The organism is Breznakiella homolactica (genome assembly GCF_016616095.2).
Lineage (GTDB): Bacteria > Spirochaetota > Spirochaetia > Treponematales > Breznakiellaceae > Breznakiella > Breznakiella homolactica.
On sequence record NZ_CP067089.2, the window covers coordinates 2,456,217 to 2,481,350 of the forward strand.

Genomic DNA, 25,134 nt, shown 5'->3' on the forward strand with positions numbered 1-25,134 from the left:
CTATATCTTATCGGCAGTAATACCCATGGAGCATGACAAGTTTTCTGAAAATTATAAAAACCTCAAAAATCAGGTAAAAGACGCGCCCCTGGAAGCGGGGGTATATATAATGCGGGATGATGAGAACCGGATTATCTACGTCGGCAAGGCCAGGATTCTGCGGAATCGGCTGCATTCCTATTTTTCCGGGGTCAAGGATATAAAAACCCGGACCCTTCTGCGCCACGCCCGGTCAATAGAAACAATTATCGTATCAAATGAATACGAAGCCCTGCTCCTGGAAAACACCCTTATAAAACAGCATTCGCCGAAGTATAACATAAACCTCAAGGACGGAAAAACCTATCCGGTGATCCGGATTACCAATGAACCCTTTCCCAAGGTGTTCAGAACGAGGCATATTGTTGAGGACGGATCCCAGTATTTCGGTCCCTTTCCCAACATTCCGGCGGTGGATACCATGCTTGACCTGGTGGACAAGCTGTTCCCCCTGCGGAAATGCCGGACCCTGCGGAAACGGGAAGCCCCCTGCATGTATTACCATATCGGCCGCTGCGCCGCGCCCTGCTGCGGAAGGATCAGCCAGGAGGAATACGCGGTTCACGTTGAACGGGTCAAGCTCCTGCTTTCCGGCGGAACCGAATCTCTGATAACCGAACTTACCGATTCCATGCAGAAAGCCGCCGCGGAACTGAAATTCGAGCGGGCCGCCCAGCTCAGGAACGCGATCCAGGCAATCCGGGAGCTTTCCGAAGGCAGTACGGTGGTTGATTTTGACCAGGAAGGCCGTGATTACATTGCCTGGGCCGGTGAGGGCGTGTTTACTACATATACGGTATTCTCCATGCGGGGAGGCAAAATGACCGGCCGGGAACTTTTCCGCACCCGGACGGCCGCCGAAGAGGACGAATCCCTGGATACTTTTATCGTCAGTTACTACTCACCGGACCGGCCCCCTCCGCCGCGAATTTACCTTGCCGCGGGAAACCGGGATTTTACCGGGATCAGCCATTGGTTTTCCGAAAGTTTCGGGTACAGCCCGGAGATACTGCCCCCGGATGAACGCCGCCACGAGGCGGTGCTCGCCATGGCCCGGCAGAACGCCCAGGAGGATCTCCGGCGGCGGCTCAAGGAACGGGGGGCGGGGCCTGCCCTGGACGAACTCGCCCGGGTTCTGAACCTGAAAACCCGGCCGGAACGGATCGAAGGGTTCGATATTGCCCAGCTCGACGGAAAACACCCTGTGGCGTCCCTGATTTCATTCAAAAACGGCGTGCCGGACCGGAAAAACTACCGGTACTTCAAACTCCGTTCCGTAGTAGGTATTGTGGATGACTTCGCGTCCATGCGGGAAGCGGTCTCCCGGCGATATTCCCGGCTGATCAAGGAAGACAAGGAGCTTCCCGACCTGATTCTTATAGACGGCGGTATCGGGCAGGTCAACGCGGCAAAGGGCGTTCTCGATGAACTCGGGATGGACTCGGATATCGTGGGTCTGGCCAAGCGGGATGAGGAACTGTGGCTTCCCAACGCCAAGGAACCGGTGCGCCTTTCGAAACGGTCCGAGGCACTGAAGGTGCTCCAGTTCGTCCGGGACGAAACCCACCGGTTCGCCACATCATTCAACCAGCGCCTCAGGTCAAAGGACCTCCGCTTTCCCGTGCTCGAATCCGTCGAAGGTATCGGCCCGAAACGGGCCGCGGCTATCATGAAGGCTTTCGGGACCCTCGAGGCAGTGGCGGCGGCCAAACCGCTGGAACTGGCGGAACAATGCGGCATCACCGAAGCCAGCGCCCGGGCCGTCAGAGCGGCGGCGAAACTCAGCCTGGAGGACCAGGAAGCGTCGAAAAAAGGATTCCGGTCCGGGCTCGGCCGTTCCGCTCCTAAGGACGGGAAGGACGGCATCTCAGGCAGAAGCGCGGCGGTGGGGGCATCCCTGGCCGCGGAAGCGGCGGCGGATTACTCCGCCGCGCAGGATTCGGAGTGCCGGAACAAAAAGGAATAATCACCTTTCCCGCGGGCGCCTACTTATTTTGATAATATTTTTTTGAAAACCACAACCTCATCATTCGGATAGATCTTAAGCGTATTTTCATCAGTAAGATTGTATTTTGAAAGCTCACTGTACATTTCATATTCATTCATACGAAAAGCTCTATTAAAAACATACAAAACATCGAATGATTCGTTTTGTTCATAAGCAGACATAACATCAAATCCGTAATACTGCGCCAAATCAGGCGCAGGATCAAGCATTGCGGACTTTTTATCCGAATGCGCCGCCGCGTCCGCCGCTATATAAGCGCGGCTTTCTTTGTATGAACCATAACCACCGCCAGGGATTCGTGCCTGCCCTGTGTACAAAGAAGCAGCCGCGGCCCATAACAGGAAAACAAAACCATATTTAAGGATATGGTGACGCCGGGCCATAGTTAACATCATTGCAATCAAAGAAATAAAAAACGGGAACGTGATTGGGAGCAGATACTTATACGCCAACATGGGTCTGACAAGTGAGACAAAGAAGGCAAGTACAAAAAGTGCGATGGGTACATATACGGTATAAGAAAAAAACATTCCCTTAGAGGAAGGTAATATTCGATTAAGGTTTAGCTTTTTCCGATAGATGAAAAGAATCGCGGCAAGAACCGCAATGATGGCTAATAATAAAAGAAAATCAGGCTGGATCGGAAAATCTCTTTCAAAGAAATATTTTTTAACAGAAATCTGATAGAAGAAAAACGGCAAAAAGGATACCGCAATTATACAATTCCCCAGAAAGAAAAACAGACCTTTTTTCCAGATGAACCGTTTCTGCGAAACCATATAAAGACAGTAAAAAATAAAATTCGCCATTACCAGCAGTATTCCGTAATAATGGGCGTTGACTATTAAGATACAAAGGATACTGTACAAAATCAGATCTTTCAAAGACTGCCGATTAATAAATTCGAGAAAGAAGTAGGTAATTACTGGCACAAGAAAGATTTTGAGTATATATGCACGCATTTCCTGAGAATAATCAACGGCGAAACCGCTTATGGCCATCAAAAAAGCTGCCAGGATTGCGGTATTCCGGCCAAAATATTTTTTTACCAAAATATAAAGTACCGGAATCGCGGCGGTTCCCAAAAGGACAGAAAGCAAAGTTCCCGATACCTCTGTCCACCCGAAAAGCATAAACCACGCTCTAAGAAGAATAAAATAGAACGGAGGATTGCCCGGATCGGTAAAGGTCTCAATAAACGGAAGCGTGGGGTTTCCCGCGATGGTGGCGGAATACAACTCATCAGACCAGCCTGAATGGCGGACGAAACCATTTATACGGAGCGCAAAGCCAATCAGAATAATTATAACAAGAGCGACAGGTCCGAACCATTTATTTGGTGTTTGCCGAAATTTCGTATAAATTTCCCGGAGACGGTTCCGGTAAAGATAAATCAATCCAAACAAAAAAAGATATGAAAGAAAAAAATTAAAGGGGAAAACAAAAAAACCGGGGATAATTTTTAAAGCAATATTAAAATCGCCGTAGTAATTTACCCAATCCTTTACCAGCAATGATTTTGTGTAATAGAGACTGGGAATGCGGTACATGTGATAGCCATCTTTTGTTTTGAAATCAAACTGCCGGATATCCTCTTTCGAAAAGTAAACAAGACGATTACCGATAAAAACACTTATATTGTCAACGGCGGCAACCGTTTCTTTCGGAAAACTATCAGGGAAACACAGGTAAAGTCTGCGGTGCAATCCATTTGTACGAAGCTGTCCATGCAATATAATATTCTGAAGACTGCTTTCATCCGATACAACAGTCGTAGGATTCAGATAATAAAACTGAGTGCTGCCGCCTGGCTCCGAATAGACAGCAATACGGTGGGTGTACTGTTTATCAATTTCTACATTTATATGAACAGGGGCCAGCCATTCTCCGAACACTGTTCTGTTGCCGTCGATCTGCAGGTAGGCTGAAATTCCCGCACTCAATAATACACCAACAGCGCAAGTTAGGGTGAGAACTATTTTAACCGGCTTACTCACTTTTTTCTCCTGAAAACAAGGAACTTCGATACAGCATAATTAATAACCATTCCGGCTAAGATGCCGCCGGCTTGGGCAATTAACTTCAATGGTACGTTAAAGTATGTCAGGATAGCCCGCATTACAAGAATATTTATGCCAAGTCCCAGAAGAGAGCTTACAATAAACAAAAACCATTTTTTTATTGAAGGTTTATCACTTTCGGTACGATTTCTGAATGACCAATGATGGTTTATAATATAGTTTTGTGTTGCCGCCACAATGAAACAGCATATACTTACAGGAATTTCAGGCAGCTTCAGCAAATCAGCGAAAATAAAAAATATTACTAAATTTGTTACAGTACCGAGTCCCCCGGTCACAGCAAATTTAATAAATTCAAAAGATCCCTTATCAGTCCGGGCATTACTTTTTATTTTCCATATATTGATCAGGGCTTCGACAAAAATTCCTTTGGACATTTTTGATTTGCCCTGTTTTCTGTCGGTAAAAATAATGGGTATTTCAGTTATGCTGCACCCGGCCAGAAAAGCTTTGTATTTCATTTCAATCTGGAATAAATATCCCTTTGCGGAGATAGTTTCCAGGTTGATTTTTTCCAGTGCCGACTTGCGCCACATATTGAAGCCGCCGGTCAGGTCCTTGATCGGGCACCCTAAAACAAGCCGGGAATACAGCGAACCGCCTTTGGAAATAAAATTCCTCAGCGCGGACCAGCCTTCCACACCGCCGCCGGAAATATTACGTGATCCGATAACAACATCATTGGTTTCGATTTTATCTATCATCTCCGGTATGTATTTGGGATTGTGTGAAAAATCAGCATCCATTTCCAGAAAAACATCGTATCCCCGGGAAAGTCCCCATTCAAACGCGGCAAGATACGCCGCGGCTAACCCCTGCTTCGATTCACGGTTAAGGATATGAAGCCGATTGGGATAATTCCGAATGAGGTCTTCTACCGCGGCCGCGGTTCCATCCGGTGAATTATCATCAATCACGAGGATATCCGCATAATCTGGAATATGCTCAAATACAGTTATTACAAACCGTTTAATATTTTCAATTTCATTGTACGTTGGAACGGCTATAAGTAATTTCATTTAAATAGTGTAATCCAGGTTATGTTTATTAACAATTCCCCCCCAGGGAAATATATTTTTATTATAAAAATATATACACTATTGATACGGAAAAGGGATCGTCTATATTAACCCGCGGCAAGCCTTGCATCGTATGCACCAGTTCTATCAGCCATCCGGCACTTCTCTGACGGGCATTAAAAAACGCCGCTTCTGCGGCGTTTAAACAGGAAGATCAGAAAACGGGTTTTACCGCTTTTCTTTGACCTTTTCCTTTTCTTTGCTGATTTTTGCTTCCAGTTTATCCATGAGCTTATCGATAGCCGGATTCAGCTCAAAATCACGTTCCTTGACGTGGATCGAGACACCCCAGCGGAAGTTTACCGTTGCTTCTGCCACAAAGTCCTTTTCTTTCGTAAACGTGAACAGGAGATCCACAATCATGTTTTCGGCATTGTGGATGCGGGTGATCTTGCGGTCCAGGTATTCCCTCCCGTCTTCCCGTAACGTAAAATGGACTGCTTTGACATCAATGTTCATGTATACCTCCATTCTGGCGCGGCGGCGGGCCGCGCAGGTCGTTTTACCCCCGGGATTCTCCATTCGGCGGCAACTGTACACCGCATATAGATTTATCCCGCGGGCCTATATTCAATATCGCACCAAAGGCTCCGCAAGACAAGGAAAAACGCATGGTTTATCCAGGTTAACCGCATGATACCCTGATGGTTCATCTTGTGTAGGATGAACCGAAGTCAAGTTCCTTCCGGTATTTTGCCACGGTCCGGCGGGCAAGGGGGATGCCTTTCTGGGCAAGCAGATCCGACAGTTCCTGGTCGGAAAAGTTTCTGGCTTCGCTCTGGATCAGCTCCCGGATTATTTCCTTGACCCCTTCCTTGGAATACCGGGATCCTCCGGATCCGGCGCCGCTTATGGAATTGGTAAAGAAATGCTTGATCTCAAAAATTCCCCATTCCGTCTGCATGTATTTACCGTTGGCCGTCCTGGACACGGTGGTTTCGTGCACTCCCAGTTCCTGGGCAATATCCTTAAGGGTCAGGGGCGCGAGGTACTTTGGTCCGTTGGCAAAAAAAGACCGCTGGAATTCAACAATGGCCCGGGAAACCCTGAGCAGGGTGTGGTTGCGCTGGTTTATGGACTGGATAAACCAGCGGGCTTCCTTGATATTTTCCCGGGCAAAATCCCGGGCCGTTTTCTCCTCTTCCTTTCCGCCGGAAATTTTCATGAAGAACGGATTGATCCCCAGCACGGGGATTTCCTCCTCGTTCAGAACAATGACAAATTCCCCTTCCTTCCGTATAACCTGTACATCCGGGACCACGTACCGGGTATCCTCTGTGGAAAACTGCCGGCCCGGAAAGGGAGAAAGTTCCTTTATCCGATCCGCGATGAGCCGGACCTCGTCTTCGGTCCGGTTTATTTTTTTTCCGAGCTCCGCCAGTTTTCCCCGCTCCAGCAGTTCCAGGTATTCCAGGGCGTCTTCCAGCCCCGGAGGCGCTTCCGGAAGGAGTTTAGCCTGAACCCTGAGGGATTCCCGGTAATCCGCCGTGCAGGTCCCCTGGGGGTCCAGGGAACGGACCAGGCTAAGGGCAGCTTCCACCGCAGCAGGATCCTTACCTTTAAGCAGCGCCGGAAGGGGTTCTTCATTGAAACCGTCGGCGTTGAGGTTCTGTATGAGCCGTTCCCCTATCCGGCGGATCGCGTCATCCACCGGCTGCAGGCGCAGCTGCCACAGGAGGTGTTCCTGCAGGGTTTCCGGCCGGGAAAGGGCGCCTTCTATGAATTTATTCTGCTCATCGGCGTCACTGTCGCCGCCTTTCCGGATAAATCCGGGGTCTGAGGACTCCTCAAAGTAGGTATCCTCATCCTTCTGCGGAGCGTACGCCTCGTCCAGGGAGACCGTCAGGCGGTCCTCCAGCACCTCCAGGGCAGGATTCCGTTCAACCTCTTCCTCAATCCGTTCCCGCAGATCCACAATGGGAAGCTCCATCAGCTTGATTGACTGATAGAGCTGGGGATTCATTTTGAGTCGCTGTTCCTGGGATAACGACGGACGCTGCACCTGCACGGGCAAAACTCCTACAATAAAACTATTACCCCGGAGGGTTCCTTTGTCAAGAAATATCCGACCCGCATTGACTGGATACAGCCCTCCGTACCATACTGGTCCGAAAGGAATGAACCATGCCAACTGTTTATGAACGCCTTGCCGGGTTTGGCACGGCAGTACCGGAAATACTGATCCCCAAAGAGGAAATTCCCCTCGGGGTCTGGTCGGTAATTGCCTGCGACCAGTTTACCCAGGATCGCCGTTATTGGGAACAGGCAGCCCGGCACGCGGGGGAAAATCCTTCCACAATCAACCTGATTTTCCCGGAAATTTATCTGGAAGACGGCAGCCGGGAGGAACGGATACGGGATATCCACCGATCGATGGATGGGTATATCCGGGAAGGGGTGTTCGCCCCGCCTTTCCGGGGATTCATTTATATTGAACGAAGCACCCCCTACACCCCCTGCAGAAAGGGTATAATCGCGGCGGTGGACCTTGAACAGTACGACTGGGCCCCGGAATCGAGGCCGCTCATCCGTTCCACCGAAGGAACGGTTCCCGAACGTATCCCTCCGCGGGTGGCTATCCGCCGGGGAGCGCCCATGGAATCTCCCCATGTAATCCTGCTCATCGACGATGCCGGAGATACGATCCTGAAGACCCTGGGGGCGCGGGCAAAAAAAGCCCCTCCCCTCTATTCGGGGCCGCTGATGATGGAATCCGGCGGCATTACCGGCTGGCCGCTGAAACGCGAAGAGGATTGGAGCGTCCTGGCGGATGGGCTTGAGAACCTCGCTGAAACCGCGAATTCCCGGTACGGTACGGACGGCAGCGTTCCGTTTCTGTTCGCGGTCGGGGACGGCAACCACTCCCTGGCCACCGCAAAGGCCGTATGGGAGGAATACAAGAAAGCCCACGCCGGGGAACCGGGGCTCATGGAACATCCTGCCCGGTATGCCCTGGCGGAAATAGAAAACATCTACGATCCGGGCATAACCTTTGAACCGATTCACCGCGTTATTTTCGGCGCGGATCTGCCCGAAGTAACCGAAACGCTTTCCGCGCTGCCCGGCTTGGCGGTCCGGCCCGCCGGAAGCCGGGAGGAACTGGCCCGCCTCATTGGGGACGGCAGTTCCGGGAAAAACCGTTACGGCCTGGTCTCCGGAGACCAATGCGTGCTTCTCGAATCGGATGCCCCGGGTATTGCCACCGACGCGCTGCAGCCGCTGCTGGATGGGTTTATCGCCGCGGCTCCGGGCCGTTCCATCGATTACATCCACGGCGCGGAAGAAATATTCAGAATCAGCCGGGAGAAGCCGCGGGAAGCCGTGGGGATTCTCCTGCCTCCCATAAAAAAGGAAGACCTCTTCCGGACGGTAGCACGTTCGGGCCCCCTGCCAAGGAAAAGTTTTTCCATGGGGGAAGCCGCTGAGAAGCGGTTCTACCTTGAATGCCGGCGGCTTTTCAGTTAGAATCAACGAACCGGAAACCCGGTCCAGGTTTTCCGTCATGCCGGCGTGGTGAAATGGCAGACACGGTAGACTCAAAATCTACTGACCGCGAGGTCGTATCGGTTCAAGTCCGATCGCCGGTAATCACAGAGTCTTTCAAGCCGGAAAGTATCCGTGTTTACAATGCTGCGGGGCCTGCCGTACAAAAACGGGAATGGCTCCTCAGCGGCCTTCGGCCTCGAAAGTCGCTCATTCCCGTTTTTGTACGGCACCCGATGTTACCATTATTACCCGGATACGTTCCGGCTTAACCGGCTCGGTGCTTCCCGTTTGCGGTGCGGCTTGTGCCCGAAAAAATATGATCCGTCAGTGTTAACCAGTCATTATTTTTCGGTTATCTGGCGGTCCAGTTTCCGGTTTTCCTCTTCAAGAACCTTAAGCTGCAGTTTCTCTTTTTCAATTTCCAGTTCAAGGATGTCCTTCTGATGCTCCAGCTTTTCCAGATCGAGCTGATTTTTTTTGCTTTTATATTTATACATAAAAATAATGCCCGGCAGTCCTATAAAAAGGGTCAGTACTGAAACAATGGGGATAAGAGCTTCCATCTGGTATTGGTTCCGTCCTATTATTTATTTTACGGTACATAAAAACCTTTTACCCGCGGATTGTCAATAACGGGCTGTCCGGAAATAAAAAGCCGCCGGTTTTTAGCCGGCGGCAGATTTTCAGTGCTTTTTTTTACCGGAGCGCCCTGGTCGAATTCACAATCGCGATGACCGCCACGCCTACATCGGCAAAAAGGGCCATCCACATATTCGCCATACCAAACGCCGCAAGGATTATAAAGAGAGCCTTGGCAGCCAGGGCAAAAACCACATTGCCGATTACGATCCGCCGGGTTTTCCGGGACCGCACCACCGCTTCGGACACACGCCGGGGGTCATCGGTCATGATTATCACATCCGCCGCTTCAACCGCCACGTCCGCGCCGGAACCCATGGCAATCCCCACATCGGCCCGGGCCAGAACCGGCGCGTCATTGATGCCGTCTCCCACGAAAACCGTGGTTCCTTCCTTGGCAAGGGATTCGATCCCAATAAGCTTGTCTTCCGGGAGCAGCTCCGCTTCGACCTTATCGATACCAAGCTCTGCGGCAACCGCCTCCGCTGTTCCGCGGCTGTCTCCGGTAAACATTACGGTCTGGCGGATTCCCAGGGCCTTGAGCTCCTCCAGAGCTTCCCGGGCGCCTTCCTTAATCGTATCCCCGATAAGTATGCGGCCGAGATATTTTCCGTCCCGGGCGACATACACCGAAGTATAGGTCGTTGCTTCTCCATCAGACTTAACCGCGGCAATGCCGGATTCCTCGAGCAAAGCCCGGTTCCCCGCGAGAATCGCCGTATCTCCCGAACGGACTTCCAGTCCGCGGCCGGCTATTTCACGGTACTGTATTCCGGCCTGCGGAGAAAGGCTTATGCCCCTTTCCCTGCCGCCGCTGAGGATGGCCTGGGCAATGGGATGGTTCGACTCGCCTTCCGCCAGGACAGCGGTTTCCAGAAGATCCTGTTCGCTCACCCCCTGAGCCGGTTCAATAGACGCGATGGAAAATTTCCCCTTGGTCAGGGTCCCGGTCTTGTCAAAGGCCACATACTGGGCGTTTTTAAGGGAATCGAGATGAACCGCGCCCTTGACCATGATACCCCGCCGGGACATACCGCCGATTCCCGCAAAATACCCCAAGGGTACGCTTACCACCAGGGCACAGGGACATGAAATAACCAGCAGGATTAGCGCCCGGTACAGCCAGTCCGAAAAAAGAGCGCCGGGGATTACCAGTGGCGGAACCACCGCGAGTATAACCGCGATACCAACTACCAGGGGTGTATACCATTTGGCAAACGCCGAAATAAACCGTTCCGGTTTTGCTTTTGCCTGGCTCGCGGATTCCACCAGTTCAATGATTTTCGCCGCCGAGGAATTTTCGGCGCTTTTGGTGGTCCGCACAGTCAGGACACCATCCACCGATACGGTACCCGACCGGACTTCGTCGCCGGGCCTGACCATAACAGGCCGGGATTCGCCGGTAAGCATGGACGCATCCACGGAACCGGCCCCTTCCTCAAGAATACCGTCCAGGGGGATACGCTCCCCCGGGCGCACCAGGACGAAAGCTCCGGGAATTACACTGTCGGCGGATGTTTCCTGCCAGCTATCTCCGATCTTAACCCGGGCCGTATCAGGCTTGAGGGCAAGGAGCGCGTCAATGGAACGCCTGGAGCGGAGCACCGCCGCCTCCTGGATGAGCTCCCCGATCATATAAAAAATCATAACCCCCACGGCTTCAGTCCATTCCCCGATAGCGAAGGCGCCAATCGTGGCGATAGCCATGAGAAAATTCTCATCCAGGGGATTTTTCCGTTTTAAATTGATAAAGGCATTCTTTAAAACCGGAATCCCCGCCAGCGCGTAGGAAGCGAGAAAGGGAACAAGCGGCAGGTACGCCAGGAACCCAATTCCGGTGCGGGCAGCGAGATCGAGTCTTCCGATAATTATACCGGCGATCCAGAGGAGGAGCGCGCCGCCGAATACGGCCACCCGTTTTACGGGAAGCGCGTATGAACCAAACCGGATATACCGCCCGGTTTCGGCAGCCGCGGCAGTCTTTCGGGGGCTGTGCAGCGCAGCGCAGGCCGCGCAGTCATGTCCATCGTTGTCATTTTTTTCGGTTTGACCATGAGGATGTTCCTGGCTGTGGCCGTGATTATGATCCGAACAGCTGCATACGGCATTGCCGGTTTCGGCATTTATATTTTTCATTATTCTTCTCCCAAGTGATCCCAGGCGAATTTGATGATTGAATTAACGTGATCATCATCCAGGGAATAATAGATTATCCGGCCTTCCCGCCGGTACTTAACCAGCCGCACCCGTTTGAGCGCGGACAGATGGTGGCTTACCGAGGAAACACTTGCCCCGATGGTCACCGATAAATCAAATACACACAGTTCTCCCGTCCGCAGGGCGTAGAGTATCTTGAGCCGTGAAGGATCGGTAAGAACCTTAAAAAATTCCGCCAAATTATTGAGGCCTTCCTGCGGCGGAAGGTTTTCAGCCGCCTGGTCAACCATATCCTGATGAAATACCACTGCCGGTTTCGGTGTACCCATTAATCCTCCAATTCATTTGAATATTTGAACAAACATTCAAATGATAATTACAATATACCGCGGCTTTATATTTCTGTCAATACTTGAACAGATATTCAAATGAAAAAATGAGGAAAGTTTTTTGAGGAATTCAGGGGTCAGAGTTCCGCCTGGGTCCACTCGTGGAGAAACTGAAGGGCATACTGCTGGATGCCGCCGAAATACGTATCGATAAAGTAATTGAGCTCCCGGCCGACATACCGGTAATGCCAGCTTTCCCAGCGGTACCCCGTAACAGCCTCATAACCTTGCGGAAACGAGATTGACCATCCGAAACGGCCGGCATTGTCAACCATCCAGCGGCCGGCTTTGGTCACCGCAAAGGAATCGTCAATCGAACCGAAGTCCACCACCAGGCCGAGCTGGTGCTGGCTGTGGCCCGGACGGGCTGATTCCCGGTCCGCGGTTTCCTGGCCGGACTGCCTGACGTTCCGGGCATAGACTTCTTCCTGGTAGGTATATGAACGGTAGGTTGAAGAGGCTATCAGGGTAACCCCCTCTGCCCGGGCGGCGGCGGCCATTTCTTCCAGGGATTCGGCGGCGGGGCTTCGGAGCAGGAGGCCTTTGCGGTTTACCAGATACGAAGGTCCGGTTAATTCCACAAGATCATCAGGCTCATAGCCCGGAGGGAGGGCGTGTTTTTTGTCTACCAGGATCCACAAATAGGGATCACCTTCAATAGCGGTAAGGAGATCGAGGATAAATGAAGGTCCTGCGGCGGCCTCATCCATCACCGACCGGGCAAGCGCCCCGGGAATGGCAGCGGCTTCGAGAATACGCTGCAGGTGATCGTTAAAAACCATTTCCGGATCCGGCCCGGGATTTTCCGGTTCCGCCGGAACAGGGCCGGTACTTCCCGGGGACGGCTGAGGCTGCGATCCGGCCCGGGAGCATGAAAAAAGGCATAGCAGCAATACACATACCAGCACAGACACGAAATGGGTGGCGGAGGCAAAAAACTTCATACGGAAATTATGCAGCAATTTAAGAAGAATATCCAGGGTTCGGGTCAGAGTGCCTGCGTAATAAGTTTTACCCGGCACAGAAGCATGGGGATACCAGGTCCGGGGGTCCTGCCGGGATGCTATGGGGTATGGCTCCTCGTCGGCCTTCGGCCTCGAAAGTCGCTCATACCCCATAGCATCCCGGCACCCCGCGGTACCTTTTCGCACCATGCTTCTGTGCCGGCCTGTACGGTAATGCAGGCATCCTGCTTTATTGGGGAACTGGGTGGTGGAGGACGATTCCGGGGATGGGGGATGCGAGTTATAATGCGGTTTACTCCCCCGCGAGGGCTTCTACGGGATCGAGTTTGGCGGCGCGGATAGCGGGATGGAGGCCGAAAAATATCCCCACCACCGCGGAGAACAGAAACGCCACCGTACAGATGCCCCACTGGATCACGAAAACCCAATTGAAAAAACCGATGACCACGTAACTCAGCAAAAGGCCGATAATAATGCCGACAACGCCGCCGAAGAGTGTCAGAGTCGCGGATTCCACAAGAAACTGCATGCGGATTGCCCCGGGGCTTGCGCCGAGGGCTTTGCGGATGCCGATCTCCCGTTTGCGTTCGGTTACCGTGACAATCATGATATTCATAATGCCGATTCCCCCTACCAGCAGTGAAATACCGGCGATCCCCGACAGGAGGAGGTTCATGGACATGGTAATCTGGTTGTACTGATCCAGGATGGACTGAAGGGAAAACACATATACCGCCTGGGGGTTCCCGGTTTTCTCAAAGCCCAGGGCTTCCACCTGCTGCTGGATTTGGGGGGTTATGGCCTGGTCAATTCCCTGGATCAGAATATTGCCGGCCTTTGTATCGGGATTAATCTTCCGGGTATAGGTTGTCCGGGGAATAAAGGCGCATTGGTTGGGACTTTCAAAGCCGACGGATTCCGAATATTCGAGCACCCCCACAACTTCAAAGCCCAGCTGGTATCCGTCCATCTGGAGCATCACGGTTTTCCCCGCCGCCCGGCCTTCGGGAAACAGGTACCGCACGGCTTCCGTACCGAGTATTATTTTCTGTGAACCCATGACCTGTTCGGAAACCGAAAAAAAGCGGCCGTAATCCATCTTGAGTCCCATCATGGGAAAATACTGCGGTTCCACAGCCCTGAGACTGAGCCCCAGGTTCCGGTCCAATTGGTCATTCCTCAGACGGCCGCCGAATTCATTGCTGTACACAAGATTCCTGATCCCCGGAATTGTTTCCAGGAGCTCCCTGCGGAAGGCTTCATCGAACTCGAGTTCCTTGGCGCGCCGCATATCCCAGCCGGGCATTACCTGGACCAGATCCAGCCCCGCTGAACCAAAGGAACTTTTGATATCCTCGGTGGCGCTCAGGCCAATGGTGGTAACCATTATAACCGACGCCACACCGATTATGACGCCCAGGAGAGACAGAAGGGTCCGGATTTTGTTGGTTCTGAAATTCTGGAGGGCGTTTATGAAATCCTCAAACACGCTCATCCTCCGTAATTTTTCCGTCCCGGATATGGATACGCCGCCGGGCGCTGCCGCCGATTTCCGGATCATGGGTCACGATAATTATGGTTGTCCCGGCCCGGTTGATCTCCCCGAAAAGGTCAATCACCGATTGGCCGGTCTCACTGTCCAGGGCGCCGGTGGGTTCGTCCGCGAGGACTATGGCGGGTTTCGTTACGGTTGCCCGGGCAATGGCGACCCGCTGTTTCTGCCCGCCGGATAATTCATGGGGCAGATGCTTTATACGGTCACCCAAGCCGATCCGCTCCAGAACTTCCCGGGCCCTGTGCCTGCGTTCATGCAGAGGCAGCCCCTGGTACCGCAGGGGGAGCATAACATTTTCAAGGACGTTCATATTAGCTATCAAATGATACTGCTGAAAAACAAAGCCGATGGTTTCGTTCCGGATCTCCGCCAGTTCGGTTTCGTTCATCTGGGATGTGCCCGTTCCGCCGATGAGAATCTCCCCGGAGGTCGGCCGGTCAAGGCAGCCGATCATATTCATGCAGGTGGACTTTCCCGAACCGGAGGGTCCCATGATGGACACAAATTCACCTTTTTCAATTGTAAAGGAAACTCCGTCCAGGGCGCGGACTTCCGTATCACCCATGGCGTAGTACCTGTGGACATTCTGCAAAGAAACAAGGGGCCCCGGTTCCGGCATAAGACGCTACCGCCTGCGGCCCATGGAAAAGCCGCCTTCAGTCTGCATCTTGACCGTATCCCCGGGGTTCAGCCCGGAAAGAATCCGGACCATATCCCGGCCGTAGGGAACGACTTCGACATCAGCCCGCAGAACCGTTTCCCCGTCTGTTTTTTCGGCATACGCCTGACCGCCCTCGTACGCGATCGCGGCGGCTTCAACCATAATGATTTCTTCCTCTTCCCCGCTGATTATTTCCCCGTCAAAGGAATAACCCGGCAGGATCTCCGCCGGGGGATTGTCAATCCGGATCTCCGTATCGAGCACCGTGGTTCCCCGGGTGGTTATGCGTCCCACCGCGGGAAACGACAGAACCTTTGCCTCCACATGCAGATCGGGATACGCGGGAAAAGTCAGCGTCACCCGCTGGCCGGCTTTGAGGCGCGACGCGTCGGTCTCAACCACCTCAACGGTTGCCTTGAGGTAACTCCGGTCGATGAGGTAGCCGAAATTGTCCTGGGCTTTGGCGTAATCCCCTTCGGTAAGGGTGAGCTGCCCGATAATTCCGTCAAAAAGCGCTGTCATCCGCCGGTCCTCGATCTTCTTTATCAGGACTTCCCGCTGCTGTTCCATAAGTTCAAGCTTTCCCAATGCGCCGTTGATCCGTTCCTGGTTCATCTGGAAATCGTGGTTTGCCAGGTTGTATCTTTCGGAGGAATCGTCCAGGCGGAAAAGGATATCGCCTTTTTTTACCCGGTCGCCTTCCCGGACATAGACCGCCTCTACGGTGCCGTCGCCGGCGGCCTGGAGGTTCTGCTGCTGGGCGGCTTTAATGTTTCCGGTAATTTCTATGACATCCCGGTACAGCTCGGACCGTACGGTAAAATTCATCGCCGGGATGTCACGGCCGCCTGAGTTCCGGGAACGGTAAACGAAGAATCCGGCGGCAATCAGTATCAGAACCGCCAGAGGAACCAGTATTTTCGCTGCCTTCGATTTTTTCCGTTTTTTCATTCCAGATGCTCCCTGACTGATTCGGGCACAAAGAGGGCCTGTACTTCGAGGTTGTACAGTCTGCGGTCAATCTGCGCGGACAGTAGCCGGTTTACCGCCAGAAGGTAATCCGTCCGGGCATCCAGATAATCCGTTTCATTTATAATACCCCGGTCGAACCAGGTTTTCATTTCCTCAGCGTTAAGGCGGTACAGTTCAGCCTCTTCATCGTAAACCGTTTTCTGCCATTCCAGGTCACGCTTCTTCCGCCCGTATTCGGTGATGTGGTCCGAGTAATTCCGCAATGCGTCGGAGATGGCTTCCCGTTCCTTTCTGGCCGTAACATCCCGTATCTGCCGTTCAATATTCGCAATGGTCCAGGACGACGGCTTCCAGATGACGGAAAATGTCAGGGACGGCTCGAAGGGACCATTCACCGGAACCGATATCCCCGCGGTTACGCTGCTCCCGGCCACGGAAAAACCAAGCCCGGCATTAACCGAAGAAGTTCCGCCGGTTCCGGATACGGCGGTGGCGTAATTATTCCAGGTGTACCCCGCAAGTCCGTCCAGGCCGATCCGGCGGTCCTGGTAATCCCTGATCTGGGTATTGAGGCCGTGGCGCCACCGGGCCTGCTCCAGTTCAGTATACCATTGGGAATCAAAACTTTCGAGGTCAAGCAATTCCCCGCCGGGAATATTGCCCGGAACAGCTGCCGAGGCGACGCCGCAGTCCGCGGCAAAGTCCTCCAGGGCATCGGAAAAAACCCGCTCCGCCTCCCGAAGTTCCCGCTCCCTGGTCCGGAGTTTCAGTTCCGCGGTGCGCAGAATTATCCCGGAAGCGCTGTAACCGCCGGCCCGTTTCTGATCAAGGTCGTACCGGGCGGTGAGCACTTCACTCTGGGCTTCCAGCATAGTGTTCCGGCACGCAAGCAGATTCTGTACAGCCCGGCAGAATTCCTGTTCCGCCGCGGCGGTGCGGTATTCCAGGTTCCGGGTGGCCTCAAGGTAGCCGCGCTGCCGTTCGGCAAGCGCCGCCCGGTGGCTTTCCCGGCGGGGGGTGATGATCCCCATTCTGACCTGGGCGTCCACCCCATACAGGGTAGTCCGCCCGCTTCCGGCCTGTACCGGGACTTCAACATTAAGCGAACTGTCCCCATTACCCGGCAGGGTAATCCCGATTCCCGGTCTGACAGAAAACACCGGACCATCGGAGGAAAACCGGACCGTCGAGTCTCCGCTGAAAAGGGAAAAATTGATCCCGGTTTCGGTTTCATACTTCCGCAGCTCCAGAGCGGCCTGTTCATGTTCCAGGACAAGGGCAATCCGCGCGGCATCATGCTCGAGATAACCGGAAAGAAGCGAATAGTAATCACCGCCTTCTTCAGCGCATACAATTCCGGGCAGGAACAGCGCGGCAAGCGCGCCCAGTACGGCGGAGAAACAGATTGGCTTCTTTTTTAAAACCATGATTGCACTGCCCGCGGAAAGGGATCGTCAGCCCCTGCGGTGGTATTCCCGGACGAACCGTTCAGAGATAATAAGATGGTCCCTGCTGGTTCCCGCATAGGCAATGATCCGGGTAGCAAGCAGCCGCTGGAGACAAAGGTCGATTTCCTCAAAGGGAATACCCAGATGACCGTTGATCCACATACGGATATTCCGGAGCGGTACAAGGTAGTGGCCGTTTTTCAGCCGTTCTCCGTCCCGGAGGGCGAAATTGGACATGCCGATCATAATACGTTCACGGGGGGAAGTTTCGATCAGTTCCTCCACCTGCTGGTTGGAATTCCGTATCCGTTCGGAGAGAATCTTGATTATTTTGAGGGCGAATTTTCCGTTGGACAGGATCATCTTCTCAAATGAAGCGCCGTCGATGGCCATAACCTTCGTATCCGAAGCGGCCACAGCGGAAGCCGAGCGGGGTCTGCCGTCGATCAGGGCCATTTCCCCGAAGAACTCACTCGGTTTCGTAAGGGTTTTGAGAACAAGCTCTCCCTTTTCAACCTTTTTCTTGAGATCCACGGTTCCTTCCTGAAGGATATACATGAGATCGCCGAGATCCCCCTCACGGAAAATGATTTCGCCTTTTTCAAACGTTTTGATGGTCATACTTTTAAAACCTACATCAACAATACTGTATAACCATACACCCGGCAAGTGGTTCTTCTGAAGAAATTAGGAGGGGGAGCACAGGTTCTTTCAATCCGGAAAGCACCCGTGTTTACCAGTACGGACGGGTGCTTTCCGGCCTAACCGGCTCTGTATTCCCCTTCGCGGGAGGGCTGCTCCCCCTGACTTCAGCCTTGCCGCCTGTGGCGTCAAGGCTTACGTCACCCCCACTTCGGGTTCCCGGATGATGGGGACAGCGGATGATGGGGACAGAGTAACGCAGGGCCGGCGGTATTTACAGAAAGGTTTTAAGCAGTTTCGGCAGTTCCCCGGCTTTTGCCGCCTGGTCCACAAGGGGCGTTCCGTTGAAAATCTCCGGCCTTCTCTCGTGGAATGTGGGGGCTTTAGCCTGGTAGAATATCCCGATGGGGATTTTTTTGCCCCATTCCGTACACCGCTGCATGGCTTTTTCCCGGTTTGAAGGCTTGTAATCTTTTTCCAATTCGTAAACCCGCTCATTGTAGTAGGCAAAGGTATTTACTTTATTAAAGCTGATACAGGGCTGCAGAATATCCACCAAGGCGTACCCTTTGTGGGCAACCGCGGCTTTCATAATACGGGCGAGATGTGCTTCGTTACCGCTGAAGGAACGGGCCACAAAGGTTGCTCCCGCGGCCAGGGCAAGAAGCAGCGGGTTAAGGGGACTATTGATATTGCAGGCCGCCGATGGCAGATCCGAACAGGCGGCGGACGTGGGAGACGGCTGGCCTTTGGTAAGTCCGTATATCTGATTGTTGTGCACAAAATGGGTGATATCCGCGTTGCGCCGGATATTATGCAGAAAGTGGTTGCCCCCTTCACCGTAGGAATCACCGTCGCCGGTATTCACAATAACCGTAAGGGACTCGTTGGCGATTTTCGCCGCCACCGCCGCCGGCAGAGCCCTGCCGTGGAGGCCGGAAAACCCGTTGGCATTGACGTACTGGTTGAGCTTTGCCGCCTGACCAATACCGCCTACCAGGAGAATTTCCCGGGGTTCCTTTTTCAGCGAATTCAATACGGAAACCAGGGTCTCCAGAATGGCGAAATTACCGCATCCGGGACACCAGGCTGTTTCGGTGGAATAGAATGTATTGTTTTTCATAATTATGTCCCTTAAATTTTTAATTGTTTAAGTCCGTCAAGGATTTCATCCGGAGAAATCTGGCGGCCGTCGTATTTGAGAATGCTTCCGGTACAGGGCAGCAGGGTTTCCTGGCGGATAAGCTTCGCGAGCTGACCGGTGCTGTTCTGTTCAACATTGACCATCTGCCTGACTTTGGAGGAATGCTCCAGAAGCTTTTCCGCCGGGAGCGGGTATACATCACTGAAGCACAGGGCTCCGATTTTTTTCTTTCCCTGCTTGTTGCGGATTTCAACGGCTTCCTTAATGGCGCCGGCGGTTGAACCGAACCCGACAAGCAGCACTTCCGCATCCTGGTCGCCGAAAAAATCGGGCTCCTGCAGTTCCGTCCGGATTCCCGCGGTCTTGCGGTTTCGTTTGTCCGTCATGGCGATCCGTACTTCCGCGGATTCGGTGATAACACCCCGTTCGTCGTGTTCGTCGCTGTCGGCGCGTACGGCGGAGACGCTTTTCCCCGGAGCCGCCAGAGGGGAAATGCCGTTCTTGGTCAGTTTGTAGCGAAGATAATCCTGCATGGCGGTGGCGGTCGGTTTCCGTGCCGCGGGAGCACCGTACCTGGACGCTTTTTTTGTGTCCAGGAGCGGAATGGTAACCGCTGAATCCGCGAGATACTGGTCGCTGAGGAGTATCACCGGAACCTGGTATTTTTCCGCCAGGTAAAAGGCCCGGGCAGTCTGGTAGAACGCGTCGGCATGGTCCTTCACCGCAATCACTATCCGGGGGAATTCACCCTGGGAAGCGGAAATAACAAAGCTGAGATCGCTCTGTTCCGTTCTGGTCGGCAGGCCCGTGGAAGGTCCGGGACGCTGTATATCGGCAATCACAATGGGAATTTCAGCAATTCCCGCAAAACCCAGGGCTTCGACCATCAGGGCGAAACCGCCCCCGGAGGTTCCCACCATGGACCTGGCCCCGGTATAGGACGCCCCCAGGGCCATGTTGACAGCGGCTATTTCATCTTCCGCCTGCTCAACCCCAATCCGGAATGCCCCGGACCGGGCGGAGAAAAATTCGAGCAGGGTTGTGGACGGCGACATGGGATAGGCAGAATAAAAACGGATGTTTCCCGCCAAAGCGCCCATGGCCATGGCGTCGGAACCGGTCAGGAGCATGGTATTCTTCGTGGTACCGGCTTTTGCCGAAAAACGGCGGTCCGCGGCGGCGTACCCTTTTTTGGCCGCCGCAATATTGGCGTCAAGTATCTTCGGGGGGAGCTTTTCCTGCAGAACCGATGCAGCGGCTTTATCGGAAATTCCGAACAGTTTGAGCAGGGCACCAATATAGACAGTGCTGATGCTTTTGGGATTGCCCGCTTCTTTGGCAAGTTTCTTGCCGTCAATTTTTATGAAATTCCGGCCGGCAATATCAAGGCTTTTATCACAAAGGACAAAGGCGTTTTTTGAGAGACAGTCTTTATGAAGGAAGTATGATTCCTTATTAAAAACGACCAGCCCGTCCAGGGTATCCCGGTGGGCGCTGACCGGCTGGTTTCCGAAACGGATAAGGGCGAAATTATGACCTCCCCTCACCCGGGACATAAAATCCCGCATGGAAAAAAGGTAAAACCCGGACCGCAGCAGTATTTTTTCCAATATGCCCGCCATGGTCTCGATACCATCACCCGCGGCGCCGCCGATTAAGACATTAAACATTTTTAGCTCCTGGTATTTTTAACTTTTATTTAAGTATAGAACAGCCGCGGCCGCGGGTCCAGTTTTCGGACCAAATTACTCTGTCCCCAATTAGAACTAAATCGCATATTTTTCTTTAGATTGACAAACTTTATAACTTTAAGTATACTACAGAAAATACAGTTATATTTAAGAGGAAGCCATGCGGTACTGGTTTGGTGAAAAAATCCGCGCTGTCAGGGAACGCCGGGCGCTGACCCTCCGGGAAGTAGCCGATAAAGCCGGGGTCAGTGAGAGCCTGGTATCCCAGATCGAACGGAACCGGGTGTCTCCGGCCATCGATACTCTTCTCGCTCTGGCGGATGCCCTGGATCTCGATCTGGAATATCTATTTTCGGATTACCGGCGGAACCGGTCGGTCCGGATAACCAGAAGCACCCAGCGGGGAACCTTTACCAGGCCCGGGGTACTGTACGAACGTCTTGCCCAGCTGGAAAACCCCTCCCCGGGAAACGAAGGGATTGAAGCCTACTATATAACTATAGATCCGGGGGCAAAGACCGGGGGCAAAGAATACGGCCATCCCGGCTGGGAGCTGGGAATCGTCCAGGAAGGGACCGCGGAGCTGGCCGTAGGGAACAGTACATTTACTCTGTCCCCGGGAGACTCTGCGAGTTTCAGGGCCGATGCCCCCCACATTCTATCCAATACCGGAAATACGCCCTTGCGGGTCTTCTGGATTATAACACCCCCAAAGGGTGAAATCGGAAATGGAGGCTGATAATGGGAAAAACCCTTGCGGAAAAAATATTCGCCGCCCATGTGGTGGATAAACCTTTCGGAGAGACCTGGGTCCTGAAACTAGACGCGGTTTTCTGCCATGAAATTACGACACCCATAGCTATCAATGACCTTGTTTCAAAGGATATGGACAGGGTTTTCGATCCGGGAAAAATAAAAGCGGTCATTGACCACGTAACCCCCGCCAAGGATTCGAAAACCGCGGAGCAGGGGAAAATTCTGCGGGACTGGGCCCGGCGGCATAATATCAGGGATTTTTTTGATATTGGAAAAAACGGCGTCTGCCACGCCATATTCCCGGAAAAAGGCTTTGTACGGCCCGGCTATACGGTAATCATGGGCGACAGCCATACCTGCACCCACGGCGCTTTCGGAGCCTTTGCCGCAGGTGTGGGTACGACGGATCTGGAAGTCGGTATCCTTAAAGGTGTCTGCGCGTTTAAGGAACCGGAAACCATCCGTATCAACCTTACCGGTTCCCTCCGGAAGGGAGTTGGCCCGAAGGATGTAATCCTCAAGGTAATCTCCGAGCTGACCGTTTCCGGAGCTACGGACACGGTGATAGAGTTCCGGGGTCCGGTGATTGACGCCATGAGTATGGAAGGCCGGATGACCGTGTGCAATATGGCCGTTGAGGCCGGCGGAACCTGCGGGGTCTGTATGCCCGATATGGTTACGGTGGAATACCTCTGGCCTTTTATCGGTCCTGATGGGGACAGAGCATATACAACTAAGGACGAAGCCCTGGCGGATTTCCGGAAATTGCACAGTGATGCGGACGCGGTATACAAACGGGTAATTGACATCGACTGCTCCGGGCTGGAGCCTTCGGCAACCATAGGATATAAACCGGACCAGGTAAAAACCATCCGCGAACTTACGGGAACTCCGGTGGACCAGATTTACATAGGATCCTGCACAAACGGCAGGATCGAAGACCTCCGTGCGGCGGCGGCGGTTCTGAAAGGCCGAAAAGCGGCGGATTCCGTCCGGGCTATTCTGGCCCCGGCAACACCGGCAGTATACGCCCAGGCGCTGGAGGAAGGCCTCATTCAGATTTTTATGGATGCCGGCTTCTGCATTACCAATCCAACCTGCGGAGCCTGTCTCGGCATGTCTAACGGCGTTCTCGCGGAAGGGGAAGTCTGCGCTTCCACAACTAATAGGAATTTCTACGGCCGTATGGGCAAAGGCGGCATGGTTCACCTTATGAGCCCCGCGTCCGCGGCGGCCAGCGCTGTTGCCGGCTCAATTGCTAATCCTGAGGATCTTTAGGAGACATACGTTATGAAACAATTCGGCGGTCCCGTACTTTTCCTGGACAGAAACGATATAAATACCGATGAAATCATACCGGCACGGTACCTTACGGAAAATTCAAAGGAAGCCCTGAAACCGTATATCCTGGAGGATCTTAAACTGGGGGACTTCGATCCCCGGAACGACATTCCGGGGAAAGCGGCCATTCTTACCAGAGCCAACTTCGGATGCGGCAGTTCACGGGAGCACGCCCCGTGGGTCCTGGAAGTAAACGGAATCAATATTGTAATCGGGGAAAGTTTTGCCCGGATTTTCCGCCAGAACATGTATAACTGCGGGATGATCGCCGCGGAACTTCCGCCGGAAATCCTTGATGAGCTGTTTGCGGTTTTTGCGGGACAAAATACCAAGCTGTCAGTGGATCTCGGGAGTACCACCCTGACTTTTTCGTCCGATACCGATGAAAAAACCGTTCCATTTATATTGAAGGATTTTGAACGGGCATTGGTGGAAGCCGGCGGATGGGTGGAATACGCGGCGAGCCATTACTGAAGGGATTGCAGGAATTCCGAAAATATTTTACATCTACAGATGAGGAATATTCTATGTATGCGACAACAGTTACACCCCGCTTCGGAGACGTGGACGGCCTCGGGCATATCAATAATACGGTACTGGGGAACTGGTTTGAATTAGCCCGGAACCCCATATTCAGGATTTTCCGGCCGGACTTAAACCTTTCCCATGAAACATGGCCCCTGATTATGGCCCGGACGGAATACGATTTTACGGATCAGCTGTTCTTCCAGTACGATGTTGAAATACGAACGTGGATTTACCGTATCGGAACAAAATCCTTCACCACCTACCATGAAGCATGGCAGGAAGGGCGGCTCTGCGTAAAAGGCAAAGCCGTGGTGGTGCATTTCGACTTCCTGAAAAATAAGACAACCCCGATTCCTGAGGATAAACGGAAACTGCTGGAAGAACATCTTTTTACGGAATGACTTTTTTGTGTGTTTTTTTGGGGACAGAGTAACTAGTTTTTACAGCCCTGCCAGACCCCCCGCTACTCCCGCGGCCACAATATATACAATAGGGTGTTTTTTGAACTTATAAATCAGGAAAAACAGAACCGCAAACAGCAGGCACTCCTTCCAGCGGATAATTTCATACCACTCTGAAAATGAGGGATTATACAGGGACAGAGTAATTACCCCAAACCCGGCCGCCGCGATAAGCCCGGTTGCGGCAGGGCGGAGGCCGGAAAAAACCGACTTTACTATCCGGTTTTCCTTGAATGCCTGCAGGATTCTTGCGACGATCAAAATAATAATAATAGATGGACAAATAAGCCCCAGGGTGGCGATCACGGCGCCAGGGATGCCTGCACACTGGTATCCAGTATACGTTGCCATGTTGACACCAATAGCACCGGGGGTCGCTTCGGAAACCGCGATCATATCAACAATTATTTCCGGCGTGAGCCAGTCATATTTATCCGCCAGTTGATACAGAAACGGCAGGGTCGCAAGCCCGCCCCCAATGGAAAATAAGCCGATTTTAAAGAATTCAGCAAAAAGAAGGAGCAGTATCATTGTTCTGGCTCCTTCGATTTTCTTGGAAAATACAGCAGAAATCCCGCAAGACCCGCTGTTAGGACGATTAAAACCGGTGAGGTTTTAAAAAAAGCTGAAAGTACAAAAGCAGCGATACATATGATAACCGCTTTAAAATCCTTTACCCCGCCACGGAATAATTTAATCACAGCATCGAGAATCAAAGCTCCCACCGCGACCCTGATTCCCGCCAGAACATGCTGGATCATTTCAATATGGGAAAAATTCTGAAGAAAGGCGGCGATTATTGTTATGATAATGAGTGAAGGAAGAACAAAACCCAGGGTTGTCAGAATACCGCCGAGATTACCCTTCCGCTTGTACCCGATAAAGGTAGCGACATTAACGGCGATAATGCCCGGGGTCACCTGGCCCACGGCAAAATAATCCATCACCTCATCCATGGTGGCCCATTGTTTCTTTACCACCAATTCACGCTCAATAATCGGAAGCATGGCGTAACCGCCGCCAAAGGTTACGCAGCCCATTTTGAAAAATGTCCAGATAAGATCGAAATAATCCTTCACAGCTAACCTTTGT

The 25,134-nt window shown here is 52.7% G+C and carries 23 protein-coding genes and 1 tRNA gene; 7 read left to right on the forward strand and 17 right to left on the reverse strand.

Going from position 1 to position 25,134, the window contains the following annotated elements:
* Positions 1-25: 25 nt before the first annotated feature.
* Positions 26-2,005, forward strand: a complete 1,980-nt coding sequence (gene uvrC / locus JFL75_RS11105) for an excinuclease ABC subunit UvrC (RefSeq protein WP_215626759.1) — start codon at positions 26-28, stop codon at positions 2,003-2,005.
* 23 nt (positions 2,006-2,028) lie between these two features.
* Here uvrC and JFL75_RS11110 read toward each other — a convergent pair whose 3' ends face one another.
* The 4 genes from JFL75_RS11110 to rpoN all read right to left on the reverse strand — a co-directional run bounded on the left by JFL75_RS11110 (position 2,029) and on the right by rpoN (position 7,215).
* Entirely contained in the window at positions 2,029-4,044 is a 2,016-nt protein-coding gene (locus JFL75_RS11110) for a glycosyltransferase family 39 protein (protein WP_215626760.1), read from the reverse strand.
* On the reverse strand, positions 4,041-5,147 hold the full coding sequence (locus JFL75_RS11115; RefSeq protein ID WP_215626761.1) for a glycosyltransferase: 1,107 nt from the start codon (positions 5,145-5,147) through the stop codon (positions 4,041-4,043). Before JFL75_RS11115 ends, JFL75_RS11110 begins: the two co-directional genes overlap by 4 nt.
* Before the next feature lie 228 nt (positions 5,148-5,375).
* The gene (gene hpf / locus JFL75_RS11120; protein ID WP_215626762.1) at positions 5,376-5,666 is read right to left on the reverse strand and encodes a ribosome hibernation-promoting factor, HPF/YfiA family; all 291 of its coding nucleotides are present in this window, start codon (positions 5,664-5,666) and stop codon (positions 5,376-5,378) included.
* Between the two features lie 190 nt (positions 5,667-5,856).
* Positions 5,857-7,215, reverse strand: coding sequence for an RNA polymerase factor sigma-54 (gene rpoN / locus JFL75_RS11125; RefSeq protein ID WP_215626763.1), 1,359 nt, complete (start codon positions 7,213-7,215; stop codon positions 5,857-5,859).
* 116 nt (positions 7,216-7,331) lie between these two features.
* Here rpoN and JFL75_RS11130 point away from each other — a divergent pair, with 116 nt between their 5' ends.
* Positions 7,332-8,672 carry a DUF1015 domain-containing protein gene (locus tag JFL75_RS11130; RefSeq protein WP_215626764.1) on the forward strand — a complete coding sequence of 447 codons (1,341 nt, stop codon included), beginning with the start codon at positions 7,332-7,334 and terminating at the stop codon, positions 8,670-8,672.
* Between the two features lie 39 nt (positions 8,673-8,711).
* Positions 8,712-8,794: transfer RNA gene (locus JFL75_RS11135), tRNA-Leu, on the forward strand.
* 240 nt (positions 8,795-9,034) lie between these two features.
* Here JFL75_RS11135 and JFL75_RS11140 read toward each other — a convergent pair.
* The 11 genes from JFL75_RS11140 to JFL75_RS11190 form a co-directional block, all read right to left on the reverse strand.
* Entirely contained in the window at positions 9,035-9,256 is a 222-nt protein-coding gene (locus JFL75_RS11140) for a hypothetical protein (RefSeq protein WP_215626765.1), read from the reverse strand.
* 133 nt (positions 9,257-9,389) lie between these two features.
* Positions 9,390-11,468 carry a heavy metal translocating P-type ATPase gene (locus JFL75_RS11145; protein ID WP_215626766.1) on the reverse strand — a complete coding sequence of 693 codons (2,079 nt, stop codon included), beginning with the start codon at positions 11,466-11,468 and terminating at the stop codon, positions 9,390-9,392.
* On the reverse strand, positions 11,468-11,818 hold the full coding sequence (locus tag JFL75_RS11150; protein ID WP_215626767.1) for an ArsR/SmtB family transcription factor: 351 nt from the start codon (positions 11,816-11,818) through the stop codon (positions 11,468-11,470). The genes JFL75_RS11145 and JFL75_RS11150 overlap by 1 nt, the downstream gene beginning before the upstream one ends.
* Positions 11,819-11,955: 137 nt before the next feature.
* On the reverse strand, positions 11,956-12,660 hold the full coding sequence (locus tag JFL75_RS11155; RefSeq protein WP_223292623.1) for a M15 family metallopeptidase: 705 nt from the start codon (positions 12,658-12,660) through the stop codon (positions 11,956-11,958).
* Positions 12,661-13,135: 475 nt separating this feature from the next.
* Positions 13,136-14,332 carry an ABC transporter permease gene (locus JFL75_RS11160; RefSeq protein WP_215626769.1) on the reverse strand — a complete coding sequence of 399 codons (1,197 nt, stop codon included), beginning with the start codon at positions 14,330-14,332 and terminating at the stop codon, positions 13,136-13,138.
* Positions 14,325-15,017, reverse strand: a complete 693-nt coding sequence (locus JFL75_RS11165) for an ABC transporter ATP-binding protein (protein WP_215626770.1) — start codon at positions 15,015-15,017, stop codon at positions 14,325-14,327. The genes JFL75_RS11160 and JFL75_RS11165 overlap by 8 nt, the downstream gene beginning before the upstream one ends.
* 6 nt (positions 15,018-15,023) lie before the next feature.
* Complete coding sequence (locus JFL75_RS11170; RefSeq protein ID WP_215626771.1) at positions 15,024-16,010, reverse strand: efflux RND transporter periplasmic adaptor subunit; 987 nt, start codon at positions 16,008-16,010, stop codon at positions 15,024-15,026.
* Positions 16,007-17,458: a TolC family protein gene (locus JFL75_RS11175; RefSeq protein ID WP_215626772.1), complete on the reverse strand. Its 1,452-nt coding sequence runs from the start codon at positions 17,456-17,458 to the stop codon at positions 16,007-16,009. Before JFL75_RS11175 ends, JFL75_RS11170 begins: the two co-directional genes overlap by 4 nt.
* A 27-nt stretch (positions 17,459-17,485) precedes the next feature.
* On the reverse strand, positions 17,486-18,100 hold the full coding sequence (locus JFL75_RS11180; protein WP_215626773.1) for a Crp/Fnr family transcriptional regulator: 615 nt from the start codon (positions 18,098-18,100) through the stop codon (positions 17,486-17,488).
* A 295-nt stretch (positions 18,101-18,395) separates the two neighbouring features.
* Positions 18,396-19,244 (reverse strand): thiamine pyrophosphate-dependent enzyme, encoded by an 849-nt coding sequence (locus tag JFL75_RS11185; RefSeq protein WP_215626774.1) that lies wholly within the window; start codon positions 19,242-19,244, stop codon positions 18,396-18,398.
* Positions 19,245-19,255: 11 nt separating this feature from the next.
* Positions 19,256-20,935: a 2-oxoacid:acceptor oxidoreductase subunit alpha gene (locus tag JFL75_RS11190; protein ID WP_215626775.1), complete on the reverse strand. Its 1,680-nt coding sequence runs from the start codon at positions 20,933-20,935 to the stop codon at positions 19,256-19,258.
* A 181-nt stretch (positions 20,936-21,116) separates the two neighbouring features.
* On the opposite strand from JFL75_RS11190, the gene JFL75_RS11195 reads away from it, so the two are divergent.
* Genes JFL75_RS11195 through JFL75_RS11210 form a run of 4 tightly spaced genes read left to right on the forward strand, consistent with a single transcriptional unit; the run spans position 21,117 to position 23,982 of the window.
* On the forward strand, positions 21,117-21,695 hold the full coding sequence (locus JFL75_RS11195) for a helix-turn-helix domain-containing protein (protein ID WP_215626776.1): 579 nt from the start codon (positions 21,117-21,119) through the stop codon (positions 21,693-21,695).
* Positions 21,696-21,697: 2 nt separating this feature from the next.
* Positions 21,698-22,990, forward strand: coding sequence for a 3-isopropylmalate dehydratase large subunit (locus JFL75_RS11200; RefSeq protein WP_215626777.1), 1,293 nt, complete (start codon positions 21,698-21,700; stop codon positions 22,988-22,990).
* Positions 22,991-23,002: 12 nt separating this feature from the next.
* Positions 23,003-23,527, forward strand: a complete 525-nt coding sequence (locus JFL75_RS11205; RefSeq protein WP_215626778.1) for a 3-isopropylmalate dehydratase small subunit — start codon at positions 23,003-23,005, stop codon at positions 23,525-23,527.
* A gap of 53 nt (positions 23,528-23,580) precedes the next feature.
* Positions 23,581-23,982 (forward strand): acyl-CoA thioesterase, encoded by a 402-nt coding sequence (locus JFL75_RS11210; RefSeq protein WP_215626779.1) that lies wholly within the window; start codon positions 23,581-23,583, stop codon positions 23,980-23,982.
* Positions 23,983-24,021: 39 nt separating this feature from the next.
* Here JFL75_RS11210 and JFL75_RS11215 read toward each other — a convergent pair whose 3' ends face one another.
* Both JFL75_RS11215 and JFL75_RS11220 read right to left on the reverse strand, forming a co-directional pair.
* Entirely contained in the window at positions 24,022-24,573 is a 552-nt protein-coding gene (locus tag JFL75_RS11215; RefSeq protein ID WP_215626780.1) for a chromate transporter, read from the reverse strand.
* The gene (locus JFL75_RS11220) at positions 24,570-25,121 is read right to left on the reverse strand and encodes a chromate transporter (protein ID WP_215626781.1); all 552 of its coding nucleotides are present in this window, start codon (positions 25,119-25,121) and stop codon (positions 24,570-24,572) included. The genes JFL75_RS11215 and JFL75_RS11220 overlap by 4 nt, the downstream gene beginning before the upstream one ends.
* Between the last annotated feature and the right edge of the window lie 13 nt (positions 25,122-25,134).

Coding starts and splice junctions, on each gene's coding strand:
- uvrC (WP_215626759.1), top strand. CDS start 26: ATGGAGCATGACAAGTTTTCTGAAAATTATAAAAACCTCAAAAATCAG.
- JFL75_RS11115 (WP_215626761.1), bottom strand. CDS start 5,147: ATGAAATTACTTATAGCCGTTCCAACGTACAATGAAATTGAAAATATT.
- hpf (WP_215626762.1), bottom strand. CDS start 5,666: ATGAACATTGATGTCAAAGCAGTCCATTTTACGTTACGGGAAGACGGG.
- JFL75_RS11130 (WP_215626764.1), top strand. CDS start 7,332: ATGCCAACTGTTTATGAACGCCTTGCCGGGTTTGGCACGGCAGTACCG.
- JFL75_RS11140 (WP_215626765.1), bottom strand. CDS start 9,256: ATGGAAGCTCTTATCCCCATTGTTTCAGTACTGACCCTTTTTATAGGA.
- JFL75_RS11145 (WP_215626766.1), bottom strand. CDS start 11,468: ATGAAAAATATAAATGCCGAAACCGGCAATGCCGTATGCAGCTGTTCG.
- JFL75_RS11150 (WP_215626767.1), bottom strand. CDS start 11,818: ATGGGTACACCGAAACCGGCAGTGGTATTTCATCAGGATATGGTTGAC.
- JFL75_RS11155 (WP_223292623.1), bottom strand. CDS start 12,660: ATGGTTTTTAACGATCACCTGCAGCGTATTCTCGAAGCCGCTGCCATT.
- JFL75_RS11165 (WP_215626770.1), bottom strand. CDS start 15,017: ATGCCGGAACCGGGGCCCCTTGTTTCTTTGCAGAATGTCCACAGGTAC.
- JFL75_RS11170 (WP_215626771.1), bottom strand. CDS start 16,010: ATGAAAAAACGGAAAAAATCGAAGGCAGCGAAAATACTGGTTCCTCTG.
- JFL75_RS11175 (WP_215626772.1), bottom strand. CDS start 17,458: ATGGTTTTAAAAAAGAAGCCAATCTGTTTCTCCGCCGTACTGGGCGCG.
- JFL75_RS11180 (WP_215626773.1), bottom strand. CDS start 18,100: ATGACCATCAAAACGTTTGAAAAAGGCGAAATCATTTTCCGTGAGGGG.
- JFL75_RS11185 (WP_215626774.1), bottom strand. CDS start 19,244: ATGAAAAACAATACATTCTATTCCACCGAAACAGCCTGGTGTCCCGGA.
- JFL75_RS11190 (WP_215626775.1), bottom strand. CDS start 20,935: ATGTTTAATGTCTTAATCGGCGGCGCCGCGGGTGATGGTATCGAGACC.
- JFL75_RS11195 (WP_215626776.1), top strand. CDS start 21,117: ATGCGGTACTGGTTTGGTGAAAAAATCCGCGCTGTCAGGGAACGCCGG.
- JFL75_RS11200 (WP_215626777.1), top strand. CDS start 21,698: ATGGGAAAAACCCTTGCGGAAAAAATATTCGCCGCCCATGTGGTGGAT.
- JFL75_RS11205 (WP_215626778.1), top strand. CDS start 23,003: ATGAAACAATTCGGCGGTCCCGTACTTTTCCTGGACAGAAACGATATA.
- JFL75_RS11210 (WP_215626779.1), top strand. CDS start 23,581: ATGTATGCGACAACAGTTACACCCCGCTTCGGAGACGTGGACGGCCTC.
- JFL75_RS11215 (WP_215626780.1), bottom strand. CDS start 24,573: ATGATACTGCTCCTTCTTTTTGCTGAATTCTTTAAAATCGGCTTATTT.